Here is a 17,363-nt window from a genome sequence, read left to right as displayed (position 1 = left end):
TCACCTCTATCTTCTTAGAATATTATTTTCGAGTTCTTTTTTCAAGTTAGTTATATCTACCTCCGCACCAACAAAACCAACTATGTAACCAGCGACCATTGAACCTATGTTACAAGATTGTAGAAAATCACAACCATTAATTAGTCCATAATATATACCAGCCCAAAATCCATCACCGGCACCTGTTGCGTCAACTACTTTTCTTGCAGAAGCTGGGATATGGACCAAAGTTTCTCCATTAGAAGCAAATGCTCCATCCTTTCCTGCTGTGAGCACAACGTACTTTACACCATGTTCGTGAAACTTGCTTACATAATATTTGACCAGTTCAATGTCTATTTCGTTTGAAGAAAATAACCCTTCCTTTTGTTTTTCACAGTCAGAAACTGGATTGTCAGGCATTCCAAATAAGGCTAGTGCATCGTCAATGGAAGGTTTTGAGTACGTTGTGTGTTTTAATAATTCAAAAACTCTTGAAAGATTTATTTTTTTGCAACTGAATAATTTATCCCGGCAATTTGGATCAAATGATATCTGAATTCCCCTTTCTAACGCTTTGTGAACTATGCTCATTGTTGTTTCATACAATTGCTCATGTGTTAGCGTCCAGCAACTCAAGTGAACGATACTAGCACCATCTAAGATATTCTCAATCTCATCATCCTCCAATTTAAGATACCTATCCGCACCTCGAATTACGAAAAAGTCAGGACTGTTTGGAGTTTTTTGAACGAACACAAGTGTTGTCCCATGGTCTTTGTCTATCTGAACTGATGAAATGTCCACCCCTGCTTGCCTCAATTTTTTCAAAATTCTACTACCAATAGGGTCATCTCCTACACGAGAAATGATTTTAGTTGGAACTCCAAGTTGAGAGGCGAACCGTGCTATATTTCCTGGAGAGCCCCCTGTTTTCATAACAAATTCCTCAGCAGCATGAAAATCTTGCCAGGTTATGAGATCCGCCAAGAGTTCTCCAACAAAAAGCACCATGCCTGTTTTCGATTTTTTCATCCTTTCACTGCTCCTGCACTCAAACCAGATATAATTCTATTTTGAAACACTAAAACCAAGACTACTAATGGGGCAGTTACAATAACAGCGGCAGCCATTAACTGACCCCACGGCTGTTCGTACTGAGTCCTACCGGCAAACATAGCTATAGCAACAGGAACGGTGTAATACTGGGGTTTTTGCATGAACGTAAATGCGAAAAGGAACTCATTCCATGCAGTTATGAACGTTAAAAGTCCCGTTGCAACAAGACCCGGTGCAGACATGGGAAAAACTATTTGGAAAAGAGTCCTCAAACGAGAGCACCCATCAATTGCTGCAGCCTCTTCTATCTCTTTTGGAAGGTCCCTGAAAAAGTTTTGGAGTATCCAAGTAGTCAGCGGCAAGGTTATAGCCACATACGGCAAAATCAAGCCCTGGTAAGTGTTTATCATTCCAAGTTTTCTAAGGATAACAAAGAGAGAACCTAAGATAGAAATCTGCGGAAACATACTAACAGAGAGAATAAGAGCCATTACGAATGCTTTACCTTTCATACGTAGGCGTGCTATCGCATATCCGGCAAAGGAACCAAAAATAAGTGTAGTTAATGTAGTTATACCAGAAACAACTATGCTATTCCAAATGTTTACATGGAATGGTCTTTCCGCGAAGACCTTGATATAGTTCGAAAATGTCGGATTTTTCGGCAATAAAGTAGGATTTGGATCAAAGAGTTCTATATTGGGTTTTAAGGATGATACCACCGCCCAGTAGAATGGGAAAATGCACCATATTAAAACGAATATAACTGCAATGGTCAATGTTACCTTGAAAATCAACTTTTTTGTCTTCGTGGACACGGTTATCACCTCTTATTTTTTGGTAATCAATCCAGTTTTAGCTTCAAGCTTTTTATGTAAATTATTGCAAATATTGAGATTAAGAGGAATATAATCACAGAAAGTGCTGAACCGTAACCAAACCATGCACCTGTAAAAGCCCTATCCATCAGCAATACGCGGTTATAAACAGCCAAAGTTTCTGTGCCTACACTTCCTCGGGTCATTATAAATACGACATCGAAGACCCTTAAAGCGTCAAGCGTTCTAAAAATCAAAGCAACAGCTATCGTTGAACTCAACATTGGGAGAGTAATTTTTGTGAACCGCTGTAACAAATTAGCTCCGTCTATTCTTGCAGCTTCATACAACTCTTCTGGAATTAACTGTAAACCTGCGAGTATGAGCAAAGCCATAAAAGGTGTTGTTTTCCATACATCTACTGCAATAATCGCCCAGAGTGCGGTATTTGGTGAGCCAAGAATAGGAAAACCCGGCTCAATTATATTTAGCTTTTCAAGAAGCTTTGTCATTATTCCTCCCTGGTCATTGAACATCCATTTCCACATCTGCGATGATATCGCGGTTGGTATCGCCCAAGGGATAAGCATAGCTGCTCTAACAGCTCCTCTGAACTTGAAAGGCTGGTTCACAATAATAGCTATTAAAAGACCGAGTACGGTTTCAAGAGCCACAGAGACGACAGTGAAGATTATCGTTGTCTTTAAAGCTGCGAGAAAACGATCATCGTGGAATAAATCTACGTAATTCTTAAGTCCAACGAACTTTTTTTCTATATCTGGTCTCAATCCAAATTCAAAGAAGCTATCGTAGAATGTTTTAAACAGAGGGAAGAAAGCAATGACAGAAATCACCAATAGTGCGGGTAAAACCATCCACCATGCTACAACGGTTTCTTTGGTCTTTGCCTTCAAAGGCTTCACCTCCACTTTCTTGAAAAACCGGGGGCAAACCCCCGGTCGTGCTTTTCATCATTTTGGTTAATCACACTGGTTCTCGATTTACTTTATTTTCCAAGAACTTTGTTCAATTCTTTAGCCATATCTTCGATTGCTTTTTGTGGTGTTGTTTGCTTTGTCAAAGCTGCATGCACATACTTTTGAATAACATCGGATATTTCACTGTATTTCGCTGTCCTTGGTCTTGGAACAGCGTTAATGAACATTCCATACAATTCAACCATAAATGGAGCTGCCTTTTTGAGTGCTGGGTCTTTGTAAACATCCATCATTGTTGGGTTCTGTCCTGCGTTGACTGCTTTGTAGAGTTGTTGCTCATAGCTAGTTAAGAACTTAATGAGCTTCTTAGCGGCTTCCTTCTCCTCAGGAGTAGCATTCTTGTTAATACCAAGCATCCATCCACCAAGTGTTGCTGCTGACTTTCCAGCTGGACCTGCTGGAAGTGGTGCAACTCCAACTTTTCCAGCTACTTTCGATTCTTTTGGATCATTCAAGAGAGCCCACGCGTATGGCCAGTTTCTCATGAACACTGCTTGACCATTCTGGAAGGCTCTTCTCGCTTCTTCTTCCATGTATGTTGTGACCGCTTGTGGAGAAACCTTATGCGTGTAAATAAGGTCAACCATGAATTGAAGTGCTCTTACAGCAGCCGGACTGTTTATGATAACATTTCCTTCGTCATCAAGAACATCTCCACCGAATGAGACAAGGTATTCCATGAAGTCACATACCAAACCTTCATACCTTGCACCTTGCCATACAAAACCAACCATATTCTTTTCTTTTGCTGTTATTGTCTTTGCCATCTGTACGAGTTCATCCCAAGTCCTTGGTGGGTTCTTGAAGCCATATTTCTGAAGTAAATCCTTTCTATAGTACAATAAGCCTGCATCAGTGAACCATGGAATCGCTACAATTCTTCCATTTACTGTTGCTGCTTTAACTGTACCAGGAAGGAATTTGTTTAGCTCAAAGTAATCTTTATCAGCTGTTAAATCTTCAAGATACGGCGCAAATTCTGCTGGCCAGATAACATCAAGCATTAAAACTGTGGGTTCTTTTTCTCCAGAAGCTAAGTAGGTAACATAAAGGTCGTGCCTTTCCGTCGATGAGTTTGGCATAGGCATGACGGAAACCTTGATATTTGGGTTCTGTTTCATGAAAACATCGAGCTGAGCATAGAGAACCTCAAGCTCTTTACCAACTGCACCTGCCGTCATCGTAATCGTAACTCGAGAACTGGAAAACACCGCTACCGCAAGCGTCAACAATAAAACTGCAAATAAGAACTTCCTCATACTTACACCTCCCATTAAGTAGTGTGGGTTTCTTCGAATTTCAAATGTAGTATAGCATGAGGTACCTGAAATAAAGAAATATAGAAATAGCAAGAAATAACGTATAAGATATAGTTAAAAGCTATTTAGATTAAATAGAAAGCTACTATGAAACAATTTACATCTTTTTTACTATTTTTCTACTTAGTCTACCGTTCAAGATATATGGTACAATACTCTTGGAACTGTATTCGAAATTCGAACTTACCGTGGAACAAAATCTATTCTTTCTAGCACAAAACCGTTAGAAGGAGGCGTTGGTTATGACTGTAGAACTACCGGTTAAAAGGCTTGCTGATTACAGCGTATTCTCGAAAGAGGATGTGGAAGCTATATTCGAACTTGGAGAAAAACTGAAAGGTCTCAAAGTTGTGCACGTTAACGCAACTGCATATGGTGGTGGTGTCGCCGAGTTGCTCATGACTATTGTTCCCTTAATGAAGGATGCAGGGTTGGATGCATCTTGGGAAGTACTTGAAGCGCCCATGGAATTTTTCAATGTAACTAAAAAACTTCACAATACCCTCCAGGGTGCTGATATTGAAATTTCAGAAGAAGAATGGGAACTTTTCGAAAAAGTGAACGAAGAAAATGCCAAAAGACTGAATCTCGATGCCGACGTTGTAATAATCCACGACCCTCAACCTGCCTACATCCCATATTTCAGGTCTGATACACATACGAAATACATTTGGAGATGCCATATTGACACAAGCACCCCCAATCTGAAAGTCTGGAACAGATTAACTTCTAAGATGACAAAGTATGAAAAAGCTCTATTCCATATAATGGACTATGTAAGAGCACCATTTGACAACATTGCAGTTGAATTTCCTCCAAGCATTGACCCTCTCAGCCCAAAGAACAAAGAACTTTCAGAAGCAGAGTTAAAGAGTGTAGTTGAGCGTTACAAAATTGATGTTTCAAGACCACTTATAACTGTTGTTGCCAGGTTTGACCCATGGAAGGATTTATTCTCAGCTATCGATGTGTATCGTAAAGTGAAAGAAAGATATGATGTACAACTTGCAATAGTCTCAGCTATGGCAAAGGATGATCCGGAAGGTTGGATTTTCTTTGAAGAAATCCTCCGCTACGCAGGTGTTGATAAGGACATCTTATTCCTCACTGACCTTAAAGGTGTGGGTCATTTAGAAGTTAACGCTATTCAAAGACTTTCTACTTTAGGGTTACACACAGCTACTAGGGAAGGCTTTGGACTTGTAATTAGTGAAATGATGTGGAAAGAACATCCTGTTGTTGCACGACCAGTCGGTGGTGTTAAAATTCAGATTGATGACGGTGTAAACGGATATTTGAGACAAAGTGTTGAAGAACTTGCGGATGCTATCTGTGACCTTTTGGAAAGTGAAAGTAGACTCCGCGAATTTGGGAAAAATGCTAAAGAAAAGGTTAGAAAAACGTATTTATCAACCGCACACGTGAAAAGATATTTGGAAGTTATAAAGTCTGTTGTTAAATGAAAGTTATTCTGTATAATATAAATCAGGGTGGACAGAAAATAGTTGACTCTTTGTTTTATTTGGATTGGAGGTAGGGAATTGAAGAACGAAGCCAAAATACTGCTTCATATTTTGAGAGAAAAAAAACTTAGGAGAAAGGAACTTGAGAAAATTATTGGCGTTAATCCTTCAACAATGACGTATCTACTTGATAAATTACGGGATTATGTAGAAATTGAGGAGGAATTCCCAGCAATGGGAAAACCTCCTCAATTGATTTCGATCTCAAAAGAAGCTTGGCATATACTAGCAATAAACGTTGGTAGAGAACGTATAAGAGCTGTTGTTTACAATGGGAAAGGTGAAGAATTGGAAAGTGCGGAGTATAAAGTAAAAAGTGAGTTTTTGAACAATGATGGTATAAACGAACTTCTAAAGAAGACCTTAGAGAAGTTTTATGATTTTGATAGCATTGGAATAGCGTTTTCCGGAAGTGTTGTCGACGAAAAGGTCTACTCAAAGATTCTAAAGCTTGAGCGATACGACCCTGTGAAATTGTTGAAACTCAAATCATTGGGTGTTCCTTACGTAATTTTATCGGATGTTGAAGCAATCGCAGCTTACGAGTCCAAAACTACTGGAAGAGAACGTGTCTTTGTTTTGAACTACGGGACAGGTATCGGAGCGTGCTATTACGAATACCACGCTCTTTTCAGTAAAGATGAGTTTAAGAACATTGCCTTAGGACATACATACTTTGGTGGAGATGAAAAGTGCTATTGTGGAGCTTATGGATGCCTTGAAACTGTCGCTTCTGATTTTGTTGTTTTCAAGAAATATACCGGGAGTCCGATATCATTTGTTGATTTCATAGCCCACGAGGAAAATTATCTCAATGAACTGAAAACAATTAGGAATTTATATAAAACCGACGAAAGTAAAGCAAAGGAGATTTATTCTGAAGTCATAGATAAGCTCGCATACGTTCTTGGAAATCTTTCGCTGATTTTAGGTGTTAGCAATATTGCGATTTACGGAGAAGGAAGCTCCGAATGGCTAGCCCAGCAAATCGAAATGAAAGCAAAAAGCCTCTCTCCAAATTTCAACTTTTCTGTTCGATACGGTCATATACATGACGCTGTCGAAAGAGGAGTTTCATTAGAGGCTGCTGTAAATTATGTAAAAAAGACCTTTTCAAAATCTCGAGCGTCCAAACTGTAGAGTTTGATACCACTTTCAGGAGGTAGTAAAGAATGTATATAATACTTATCGGAGGAGGAACAGGCTCAGGGAAGACAACAGTTGCTAAGCGTATTATGGAACGTTTGGGCTCGGAAAAATGTGTCATGCTCCCAATGGATAATTATTATAGAGACATGTCGCATATACCCTTGGAAGAGAGGAAGAAATACAATTATGACCATCCGGATATGATTGAACACACTTTGATTGTGAAACATGTGAAGGAACTCTTAACAGGAAAAGCCATAGAATTACCTGACTACGACTTTACTTTGTATACGCGAACGGGGAATTTTACAAAAATTGAACCGAAGCCAATTCTGTTAATCGAGGGCATCTTCGCTCTTTACTATGACGAGCTGAGAGCATTGGCTGACTTGAAAATATACGTTGACACTGAAGGAGACGAACGATTTATAAGAAGGTTACAAAGGGATATTTTCGAACGTGGAAGAACTATCGAGTCGGTTATAGACCAATATTTAAATACTGTAAAACCAATGCATGATGCTTATGTTGAACCTACGAAAAAGCATGCAGATATAATCATACCGCGTGGAGGATACAACGAAAAGGCTATCGAAGTTGTGGTTGAATATGTGCAGAATTTAATATAGTCCTGTATACAACCTTCTAACGAATATCTCAGATTCGTCTATCTGTTATTTAATTAGATGGACGAATTTTTTATCTTTCTCAGTGTAAATAGATTGAATTTTTGAGTATATAAAGTATAATTACTTTACGAAAATATACAACTACGACATGTGCATCTTAAGGAGGTTCAGTATGAAAGTCCATATTTATACGTACGGTTGCCAAATGAACGAAAATGACACGGAAATAGCTAAGCAACTGCTTCTAAATGGAGGATTTGAAGTTGTTGATAGCGAGGATGAAGCTGACATAGTAATTCTCAATACATGTGCCGTAAGAAAGAAGTCGGAAGATAAGGTTTATAGTCATATTGGAAAACTCAGAAAAAAAGGGAAAAAAATAGGAATAATGGGATGTGTTGCCGATAAGGAAAAAGAAAACCTCTTTAAAAGAGGCGTTTCGTTTGTTATTGGAACTCGTGCGATTGCCAAAATTCCAGAAGCTGTCTTGAACGCTAAAGATGGTGCCAAACAAATTTATCTTGATGATACACTCGATGAGATTGATTACCATAAGGTGGAAACCAGAAGTTCAAAACATCACGCCTGGATAACCATCATATACGGATGCGACAGATTTTGTACTTACTGTATAGTGCCGTATACAAGAGGTAGGGAAAAATCAAGACCAATGGAAAGTGTATTACTTGAAGTGCGTTCCTTAGTTGAAAAAGGCTACAAGGAATTCACATTCCTTGGGCAAAATGTAGATGCATATGGGAAAGACCTGAATGATGGAACATCATTAGCTAAATTGCTGAGAGAAACAGCAAAAATTGATGGAGTTAAGCGACTATGGTTCTTGACATCATACCCCACTGACTTTTCTTTAGAAATACCACAAGCTATGGTTGAAAATCCCAAGATTGCGAAATCCATACACCTTCCAGTCCAACACGGAAGTGATAAGATACTCAGAACTATGAATAGAAGGTACACTCGCGACGAATATATTGGATTGATAAATAACATAAGAAATATTGTTCCGGATGCCTCTATCTCGAGTGATATCATCGTAGGTTTCCCCGGGGAAACTGACGAGGACTTTGAAGCAACTGTTGAACTTGTAAAGGCTATAAAATTCGAGAGACTCAACCTTGCTATTTACTCTCCACGTGAAGGAACCGTTGCATGGAAATACTTTAAGGACGATGTACCATATAAGACAAAGGTTCGTAGAATGTCTTACTTATTGAATCTGCAGAAAATGATAAACAGAGAGTTGAATGAAGCCTATAGAGACAAAAGAGTTGAGGTAATAGTTGAGGCACAAGCAAAAAATGGCCTATTTTACGGAAGGGATATACGTAACAAAATTATCTCTTTTGAAGGTTCTCACGAACTTATTGGAAAAACTGTCATAGTAAAGATAAACAAAATCACAGCAGGTCCGTTGTATGGAACCGTTGAAGAGGTATTGGGATAAAGTGCTTGAATGTCTGACAACAGTGTAAGCTGAAGTAAGATTTATTCGAAATTCTAATGATTTTTTAAGGTTTTTCCTGTATGATTATCCTGGAGGTGAATCATATGAGAAAACATATTGTAAGGTTGATATACGTTGGAGTGTTGTTACTTGCCATTTCTGCGACAACGTTTGGCGTTGAATACATCGCGCGTATCGACAACATGGAACTGGGGCGTATTCGAGTTGAATACACAAAAAACGGGTGGATAAGTGTTAGTGAAATACAGTACGGTGAGAAATATACTATTGAAACAAGAACTGCTTATGGTCCTAATGGATTCTTCCAGGTCTACGAAGCAACGTTTAGGACAAACGGAGAGTTGGTCGCTAAAATACTTGGTGTTAACAAAGCAGGTAAAACTACAATAACATTATATGCGTATTATGATCCAAAAGCGCCATCTGTCAAAACATTTACATTCACAGAACCAAATATCGTTTTATTAGATAACAATTTTATTATCCCTCACTTTGAGATGATATTGAGAATGCCTCAGCCACGTTTCCAAATTATCATACCTCAAGCGCTCTTTAATCCATCAAAAACAGACAAAGCATCAGGAATTGCAATGCTGAAACGATTATCGGACCGTTCCTATGTTCTTAGCTACGAGGGAACGGAAATAAAGATAACAACAGACGAGAAGGGTATAGTAAGGATGGAATACAACAACGGAATTGTGGTGGAACGAGTGGTAGAAAAGAAACCTGAAACAACACTTCCACCAATGCACCAAAATCAAGAAAATATGAAAAATAAAAATAATATGAAAAGTAGAAAATAGTTACAACGAAACAAATTCATAGGATGGTGAGCTTCCAACTGAAAACGTCCGATTATTTGAAAAAATACGGTGTTACTTTAAAGAAATCTTTGGGTCAAAATTTTTTGTCAAACGAAGTTTTTGCAAAAAAAATCGTCGAGTTATCAGAAGTGGACAAGAATGATACAGTCCTTGAAATAGGTGCGGGAGCTGGAACTTTAACCGTTGCACTGGCTGAAACTGGTGCAACGGTTTATGCTATAGAAATTGACGAAAGGCTCAAGCCTATCCTTGAAGAACGGTTATTAACATTTCAGAATGTCCATCTAATTTTCTCCGATTTCCTAGCCCTTGACCTATCGTTTCTTCCAAGTGGGTACAAATGCGTTTCGAACATTCCCTATTACATCACCGCTCCCATACTTAAAAGGCTTATTTTTACACCATTTTCAGCACTCTTTATCATGATGCAAAAGGAAGTTGGAGAAAGATTGCTGGAAAAACCTGGCAGCTCAAATAGAGGATTCCTAACTGTTGTCCTCCAAACGGTTGCGAACATAGAAAAAATTCTGGTGGTTCCAAAAAGTGCATTTGTGCCAAATCCGGAAGTGGATAGCGTTGTTCTGAAAATTACAAGGAAAGAACCTTTTCCATTCGTAGATAGCTCACAACTTGAATCTTTTTGGAGATTTGTTTCCGATAGCTTCTCTCAAAAGAGAAAAACGATATACAATAATCTAAAAACCATAACCAAAGATACGAAGGTTTTAGAATTGATAATCCAAGAAGCAAACATTCCATCAAATGCAAGGCCTGAACAACTCAGTGAAGAACAATTTCTGATGCTGTGGAAAACTTGGTCAAAATTTACAAATGAGAATTAAAGGAACGGAGGGAAGTAGGTTGAGTAATATTCGAAAATTGAAAAATACAAAAACTTTCGTCTTTGACCTGGACGGAACCGTGCTGAATTCTAAAAATGAATTTCCGCAGGAAACGAAACGATTGATAATGAACATTCTTGAAAACGGTGATAACGTAATTTTTGCAACTGGAAGGATGCATATCTCAGCTAAAAAATTATTGGAAAATGTTTTTGGTGAGGATATTTTCCCAATAATTTCCTACAATGGAGCAGTTGTATACGTTCCGAACGTGGGTTTTATTTATGAGAAAACATTAGATATGGAAACAGCACACAATGTTATAGAATTTCTCAGGCAAAGGAACGTCCATGTTCAAACGTATGTCGATGATAGACTTTACAGCGAAAAAGACAACGAAGAAATAAAATTGTACTCAAAACATGCGGATGTTCCTTACTACGTAGTTGATGACTTGAAAGCAATCAAACATCCACCGATAAAAATGTTAGCGATTGCTGAGCAAGGTATTCTCGACAACTTAATCGAACCTCTCAAAGAAATTGTGGATGGAAGAGCGAACGTTTTCAAGAGTTTTCCAATCTTTTTGGACATTGTCCCTGCCAATGCTAATAAAGGTAATGCCCTTAAGTTTTTAGCGGATTATATGGGCTTCGACCTTAAAAACACTGTCGTTTTTGGGGACAACGAGAACGATATTTATATGTTCGAAGTTGCAGGCACAAAAGTTGCCGTTGAAAACGCCGTAGACAAGTTAAAAGAGGTGGCGGATTTTGTTAGTAAATCTAATGAAGAAAATGGTGTTCTTTATAGTTTTGTTCACCTTTTCCCTGAGTATCTTCGGGGAATTGAATTTTCCAAGTAATCCTGGAACATCGGAAATAGGAACATTGAAAATTCAAACCGGTTTGATTTGCACACAAAGGTTAGAAGAAATTATTGAAGATATCAGTTTATTGACACTTGGGAGCCTTGGAAATACTCTACTTGCCCAAGACGTTGGCAAATATGTCGGATGGTATGTAAAATCTAAAGGATTTTCTTATTATCTTGTTGGTCCACTTGATACATTAAGCGTAGATGATGAAGACTATTTCTACAGAGTACACAAGTCTCCCTATATAACCGCCGATATCTACGAAAAGTTCTCTACTGGTCTTTCCATTGCGGGAGTAATTCCTATTTTTGATGGAAGAGGGAAAATCGACGTAAATTTGATTTCGTCACTTGTAACACGTAAACTCACATATCCAGTATTAGTTGAAGATGAAGGTAAAGCGAATTTACTACGAAACCTTGGATATTCAGCACTTTTCATCAAAAAAGATAAGGATGTTTTTTTGTTCTTAAACGGTGTGCCAGCAAAGTTGTATTGGTCTACTAAACCTCCGGAACTTGACACTTTGAGAAGAGCCGTCTTGATTAACTCAGTTATCTATATAAGCCAAGGAGAAATACATATAAGAAAGCCATTTGCAACAACCGGTGTCGTTGTTTACTCAAGTGATGAGTTTGTTATCTTGGAAGCAAAGAAGGCTATTGAGAAAAGGACAGCTCCAGGTAGAGTTCCCTGGTGATAAGTAGGAATTTCAGAAGGACAGAGAGGGAAGAGTATGAGAAAGAAAATCATCAATCCAGAACTGAGCGAATTTGAAAGATTCGTGCTTTTTGAAAAAGGTACCGAACCACCATTTTCTGGGGAATACGAAAACCACTTCGAAAAAGGCATTTACGTGTGTAAGAACTGCGGAATCCCATTGTACAATTCTTCTGATAAATTTCACTCTGGATGTGGTTGGCCTGCGTTTGATGATGAGATTCCTGGTGCGGTATTTAAGCAAATTGATAGAGATGGAATAAGAACAGAAATTGTTTGCGCTTATTGTGGTGCTCATCTGGGGCATGTGTTCTATGGAGAGGGGTTCACAAAAAAGAATGTGCGGCACTGTGTGAATTCAGTCTCTTTGAAGTTTATACCAGAAGGGCAGAAACCACCTATCGATAGAATGTTTTTCGCGGGTGGCTGTTTCTGGGGCGTTGAACATCTTTTCAAACAACTCCATGGAGTTGTTGATACAAGGGTCGGTTACATGGGTGGACGTTGGCCCAATCCAACATACGAACAAGTATGCACTGGATTGACTGGCCATTTGGAAACCGTAGAGGTCATATTCGATCCAAAAAAGATAGACGAGGAACAACTGATAAAGTATTTCTTTGAAATCCACGATTTTACACAAGAAAACGGGCAAGGACCTGATATTGGTGAACAATACAAGAGTGCCATATTCTATACAAATGAGAGGCAAAAAGAAATTGCTGAAAAGATAATAGAAGAATTAAAGAAAAACTACAAAGTCGCAACTCAACTTAGGAGAGCTTCGACATTTTGGATTGCCGAAGATTATCACCAAGACTATTACGAAAAGACAGGAAAAACTCCTTATTGCCATTACAGGCGAAAGATATTTTGAGCTCAGTTCAGAAAAGTATCGAGGGATTGAAGAATCTTGTTGGAGAATTCCATCAAGTCAATATCAAACTTAAATGTTGCGTACCTATCAAGAGGTGTTTCACCTTTATTCACAATCACAAGTTTGGCCCCACTTCTGAGAGCATAGATAGGCAACTGTGCTGCTGGATAAACTACGAGCGAAGTGCCTAAAGTTAAGAACAAGTCGCTACTTTCTGCCCACTTCTGGGCTTTTGCAAACTCATCCATAGGTAACATCTCACCAAAGAAAGTTATATCTGGCTTTACTAAACCTCCACAAGAGCATCTGAAATGGTTAGATAATAAAAACTCCCTTTGTTCATCATCAAGGATTTCGTAGCGTTTAGTACATTTCAGACAGTTCCAAACTCTAACACTCCCATGGATTTCTGCCACATTCTTACTGCCAGCTTTTTGGTGTAACCCATCGATGTTCTGAGTTATGACCCCTTTCAATATTCCCATTTCTTCCAGCTTTGCCAACATGTGGTGAACAACATTTGGTTGAGCTGACAACATAGGTATAAGACCTTCCCTTGCAAAATTGTAAAACCTATCTGGATTTTTGTAAAACTCATCGATTTCAAAGATATCCTGACCGTATTTCGCGTAAAGCCCATTTGGACTTCTAAAGTCAGGTATACCACTGGGAACACTGACACCTGCACCAGTGAGTGCAACAACAAATTTTGATTTCTTAAGTATTTCGCAAAATTTTTCAATAAGTTTATCGAAATCCATAATCTTACCACCCTGTGCATCACACTTTTCTAGCGATGGATAGTAAATACTCAACTGTATCATCAAACGTCATTTTCTCACGAATACCCTGTCTAAGAAATTTGTTGACTTCGTCAATAAGTTCTATAGCTTTATCTATCTTGGGATTAGTTCCCTTTTTGTATGCTCCAACGTCTATGAGGTCTTTCGCATCGTTATATGTAGCCATTATATCTTTTAACAAACGTGCTGCATGGAGATGTTCTGGTTTTACAATGTCTGTCATTAAACGACTAACGCTCATGAGTACATCTATTGCCGGATAATGGTTTGATTCAGCAAGGCGACGTGAGAGTATTATATGCCCGTCAACGATACCACGAACAGTGTCAGAGATAGGCTCGTTGAAATCATCTGCTTCAACAAGAACCGTGTAGATACCAGTTATACTACCCTTGTCAGAGTTACCAGCACGTTCGAGGATTTTGGGAAGTTGTGCAAAAACGCTGGGGGGATAACCTCGTGTTGTAGGTGGTTCGCCAATAGCAAGTCCAACTTCGCGTTGGGCCATCGCCCACCTTGTCAACGAGTCAACCATTAACATAACCGCATAGCCTTTATCTCGAAAATACTCTGCTATAGTTGTCGCAGTGAGCAAGGCTTTGATTCTCAACAAAGCAGGCTGGTCTGATGTTGATACTACAACAACTGAACGTTTTAAGCCTTCCTCTCCCAGGTCTTTCTCGATGAATTCCCTAACTTCCCTCCCACGTTCTCCTATCAACGCTATCACGTTTATGTCAGCTATCGTATTTCTTGCAATCATTCCAAGAAGTGTGCTCTTACCAACACCACTGCCAGCAAAAATGCCTATCCTTTGTCCTTTTCCAAGTGTGATAAAACCATCGATAGCACGAACACCAACCGGAAGAGGTTCTAATATCCTTTTTCGAATAAGCGGGTTCGGTGCTTCGTTTATTATGGGACGATACTCTCTAAGCACAAGTCTTTTCCCATCTATAGGTCTTCCAAGTGCATCAACAACCCTTCCACGCAATTCTTCACCAACGGGTACACTCACGGTCTTGTTAGTTTTGATAACCTCACAACCTTTTTTTAATCCTGTTATGTCTTCTAATGGCATTAATACTGTCATATCTTCTTTAAATCCAACAACTTCCGCGAGTGCTTTTTTGTTACCTACGATAATTTTGCAAAGCTCTCCGTAGGCAGCATCTGGACCTTTCGATTCTATTGTAAGACCTATGATTTTTTGGACCTCTCCAATATATTCGTATGGGTTTATCTCGTTAACCTTTTCTTCAAACAATTCCATCAACTTGAACAAACTACACTTCTTGAAACTAACATTTTTATCAGCCATTGTGTTCTTATCCCCTCATGGCAATTTTTCATTCCTCTTTTTTAAATACCTCGTCAAAAATCTCTTCTAGCAATGTAAACTGGAATTTCAACGTTGCGTCAATTGTTCCCAGCTCAGTTTCAGCAATAACACCGTGTTCTACGTTGTCATTCAACACTATCTCGTAACCTTTCGATTTTGCATATTCTAACGTTTCTTCACTTATAAGCTTTGCATCTTTTGGATTGATATGGATTTTAACCTTTGTTGAACCTGCAAGGTGTGTAAGAATCCTTTCTATTTTCCTCTTTGTAACCTCAGGGTCTATGTTCTTTTCTAAAAACTTTTCAATAAGAACGAGCGAAATCGATGTTAATTTCTCACAATATTCGTTGTAGAAAGTTTCGAGCTGTTGTTCAAAACTTTCAAGCAAATGTTGTATCTGACTTTGCAGATTTGTGAGCATGCTCTGAGCGTTCTGCTCTGCCTCTTTGGAAATGAGAGATGCTTTCTGATTTGCTTCTTCGATAATTTTGTTGGACTCTTCCTGGGCTTGCAAAAGTATTTGTTGGGCTTGATTTTGAGCTTCCAAAACAATCCGTTCGGCTTCACGATTTGCCTTAGCCACAATTTCAAGAAGTTGTTTTTCTTTTTCCTCAGTTTGTTCTATTTGTTCTTCGTTGGTAGTGGAGGCTATCTGCTTGTTTTCTATTTTCAATGGCGCGTCGAGATAAACGTAGCGTTTCTTTATTATCAATGTATTCACCTTCTTTACTAATTTACTTCCTTGGTTCTCTTAAAAGAATGTTGGGCACTTGAATAAGTGCCCAACATTTCCAAGTCACAATATATTATACCGCAAATTTTATTTTGGAGAAGTTCGTTTTTTTAGTATTCCAACTGTCTTAGGCCTTTTTCTATAATCTCTTTAGTGTCTCTTGCTATCATGAGTTCTTCATTTGTTGGAACTATGAGAACTTTTACTTTTGAGTCTGGTGTTGTTATAATCCTTTCCTCACCTTTCACATTGTTTTTCTCATCATCTATCTTTATACCAAGGTAACCAAGGTAGTTTTCACAAATCTCCTTTCTTGTTACTGGAGAATTTTCACCAACGCCAGCTGTAAATGCTATTGCATCAACACCATTCATCGCTGCTACGTATGCACCTATGTATTTTGCGATCCTGTATTCGTAAATATCCAGGGCGAGTCTGCAAACTGGGTCGCCCTCAAGTGCTTTGTCTTCTATATCTCTCATATCAGAGCTGAAACCATCTGTTAAGCCAAGTACTCCACTCTTTTTGTTAAGAATTGTGTACACTTCTTCTGCAGTCAAGCCCTCTTTTTCCATAAGGAATGTGACAATGGATGGGTCAATGTCTCCGCTTCTCGTTCCCATTACCAATCCTTCAAGTGGAGTGAACCCCATTGATGTATCAATACTGTGACCATTCATAACAGCTGCTACGGATGCTCCGTTGCCGAGGTGAACTGTTATGATTTTGGATTTGTGGTAATCAAGTCCCAGGATTTCTGCAGTTCTTTTTGACACATACCTATGGCTTGTTCCATGGAAACCATACCTTCTGATTTTGTATTTCTTGTAGTATTCATAGGGTATTGCGTAAAGATACGCTTTTGCTGGCATCTTTGAATGGAATGCTGTATCAAAGACTGCAACATTTGGAACTCCCGGCAGAAGTTTCATCATAGCCCTTATACCCATTATGTTCGGTGGATTGTGGAGTGGAGCGAGGTAGGAATATTCTTCGAGTGCTCTCATCACTTCATCATCAATCAAAACCGAACCAGAGAACTTTTCTCCACCATGGACAACTCTGTGGCCAACTGCATCGATTTCTCTCAAATCTTTTACTCCTCCGACCTTTTCATCAACTATCAATTCAAGTACATATTTGAGAGCGTCTTCGTGGTCTTTCATTGGTTTTTCAACGACAACTTTTTGTTCATCTTTCTTGTGAACAATTCTACTTCCTGGGATTCCTATTCTTTCCGCAAGTCCCTTGCACAGCACCTGTTCTGTATCCATATCAAGGAACTGATACTTTATCGACGAGCTTCCACAGTTAACAACCAAGACTCGCACTTGGATCCCTCCTCTGTATATGTTTAAAAGTTAACGACATCTTGCCTC

The 17,363-nt window shown here is 38.8% G+C and carries 17 protein-coding genes; 9 read left to right on the top strand and 8 right to left on the bottom strand.

Features of this window, described 5'->3' with window-relative positions; translation table 11 throughout:
* Positions 1–6 precede the first annotated feature (6 nt).
* The 4 genes from AC3M61_RS04430 to AC3M61_RS04415 all read right to left on the bottom strand — a co-directional run bounded on the left by AC3M61_RS04430 (position 7) and on the right by AC3M61_RS04415 (position 4,113).
* On the bottom strand, positions 7–1,014 hold the full coding sequence (locus tag AC3M61_RS04430; RefSeq protein WP_500779684.1) for a carbohydrate kinase family protein: 1,008 nt from the start codon (positions 1,012–1,014) through the stop codon (positions 7–9).
* Positions 1,011–1,856: a carbohydrate ABC transporter permease gene (locus AC3M61_RS04425; RefSeq protein ID WP_500779683.1), complete on the bottom strand. Its 846-nt coding sequence runs from the start codon at positions 1,854–1,856 to the stop codon at positions 1,011–1,013. The genes AC3M61_RS04430 and AC3M61_RS04425 overlap by 4 nt, the downstream gene beginning before the upstream one ends.
* A 26-nt stretch (positions 1,857–1,882) precedes the next feature.
* Positions 1,883–2,731 (bottom strand): carbohydrate ABC transporter permease, encoded by an 849-nt coding sequence (locus AC3M61_RS04420; RefSeq protein ID WP_500779737.1) that lies wholly within the window; start codon positions 2,729–2,731, stop codon positions 1,883–1,885.
* Between the two features lie 131 nt (positions 2,732–2,862).
* Positions 2,863–4,113 (bottom strand): ABC transporter substrate-binding protein, encoded by a 1,251-nt coding sequence (locus AC3M61_RS04415; RefSeq protein ID WP_500779682.1) that lies wholly within the window; start codon positions 4,111–4,113, stop codon positions 2,863–2,865.
* A 302-nt stretch (positions 4,114–4,415) separates the two neighbouring features.
* On the opposite strand from AC3M61_RS04415, the gene AC3M61_RS04410 reads away from it, so the two are divergent.
* The 9 genes from AC3M61_RS04410 to AC3M61_RS04370 all read left to right on the top strand — a co-directional run bounded on the left by AC3M61_RS04410 (position 4,416) and on the right by AC3M61_RS04370 (position 13,103).
* On the top strand, positions 4,416–5,636 hold the full coding sequence (locus AC3M61_RS04410) for a glycosyltransferase (RefSeq protein WP_500779681.1): 1,221 nt from the start codon (positions 4,416–4,418) through the stop codon (positions 5,634–5,636).
* Between the two features lie 78 nt (positions 5,637–5,714).
* Entirely contained in the window at positions 5,715–6,836 is a 1,122-nt protein-coding gene (locus tag AC3M61_RS04405; RefSeq protein WP_500779680.1) for an ROK family protein, read from the top strand.
* Positions 6,837–6,868: 32 nt separating this feature from the next.
* Positions 6,869–7,474, top strand: a complete 606-nt coding sequence (udk, locus tag AC3M61_RS04400) for a uridine kinase (RefSeq protein ID WP_014451104.1) — start codon at positions 6,869–6,871, stop codon at positions 7,472–7,474.
* A gap of 172 nt (positions 7,475–7,646) precedes the next feature.
* Positions 7,647–8,939, top strand: a complete 1,293-nt coding sequence (gene miaB / locus AC3M61_RS04395) for a tRNA (N6-isopentenyl adenosine(37)-C2)-methylthiotransferase MiaB (protein WP_500779679.1) — start codon at positions 7,647–7,649, stop codon at positions 8,937–8,939.
* Positions 8,940–9,043: 104 nt separating this feature from the next.
* Positions 9,044–9,766, top strand: coding sequence for a hypothetical protein (locus AC3M61_RS04390; RefSeq protein ID WP_500779678.1), 723 nt, complete (start codon positions 9,044–9,046; stop codon positions 9,764–9,766).
* Between the two features lie 23 nt (positions 9,767–9,789).
* A complete protein-coding gene (gene rsmA, locus AC3M61_RS04385; RefSeq protein WP_500779677.1) occupies positions 9,790–10,629 on the top strand; it encodes a 16S rRNA (adenine(1518)-N(6)/adenine(1519)-N(6))-dimethyltransferase RsmA in 840 nt (279 codons plus the stop codon).
* Positions 10,630–10,648: 19 nt separating this feature from the next.
* Complete coding sequence (locus AC3M61_RS04380; protein WP_500779676.1) at positions 10,649–11,494, top strand: Cof-type HAD-IIB family hydrolase; 846 nt, start codon at positions 10,649–10,651, stop codon at positions 11,492–11,494.
* Positions 11,478–12,206, top strand: coding sequence for a hypothetical protein (locus AC3M61_RS04375; RefSeq protein ID WP_500779675.1), 729 nt, complete (start codon positions 11,478–11,480; stop codon positions 12,204–12,206). The genes AC3M61_RS04380 and AC3M61_RS04375 overlap by 17 nt, the downstream gene beginning before the upstream one ends.
* A gap of 36 nt (positions 12,207–12,242) precedes the next feature.
* Positions 12,243–13,103, top strand: coding sequence for a bifunctional methionine sulfoxide reductase B/A protein (locus AC3M61_RS04370; RefSeq protein WP_500779674.1), 861 nt, complete (start codon positions 12,243–12,245; stop codon positions 13,101–13,103).
* Positions 13,104–13,105: 2 nt separating this feature from the next.
* Here AC3M61_RS04370 and AC3M61_RS04365 read toward each other — a convergent pair whose 3' ends face one another.
* The 4 genes from AC3M61_RS04365 to ackA all read right to left on the bottom strand — a co-directional run bounded on the left by AC3M61_RS04365 (position 13,106) and on the right by ackA (position 17,315).
* Positions 13,106–13,864: an SIR2 family NAD-dependent protein deacylase gene (locus tag AC3M61_RS04365; RefSeq protein WP_500779673.1), complete on the bottom strand. Its 759-nt coding sequence runs from the start codon at positions 13,862–13,864 to the stop codon at positions 13,106–13,108.
* A gap of 19 nt (positions 13,865–13,883) precedes the next feature.
* Positions 13,884–15,179, bottom strand: coding sequence for a flagellar protein export ATPase FliI (fliI, locus tag AC3M61_RS04360; RefSeq protein WP_500779736.1), 1,296 nt, complete (start codon positions 15,177–15,179; stop codon positions 13,884–13,886).
* 76 nt (positions 15,180–15,255) lie between these two features.
* Positions 15,256–15,972 carry a FliH/SctL family protein gene (locus tag AC3M61_RS04355; RefSeq protein WP_500779672.1) on the bottom strand — a complete coding sequence of 239 codons (717 nt, stop codon included), beginning with the start codon at positions 15,970–15,972 and terminating at the stop codon, positions 15,256–15,258.
* 122 nt (positions 15,973–16,094) lie between these two features.
* Complete coding sequence (ackA, locus tag AC3M61_RS04350; protein ID WP_500779671.1) at positions 16,095–17,315, bottom strand: acetate kinase; 1,221 nt, start codon at positions 17,313–17,315, stop codon at positions 16,095–16,097.
* Positions 17,316–17,363 lie beyond the last annotated feature (48 nt).

This window comes from Fervidobacterium sp., from assembly GCF_059913585.1.
Note: the sequence above shows the minus strand (reverse complement) of the source record. Positions and strands in the feature narration are given on the sequence as shown.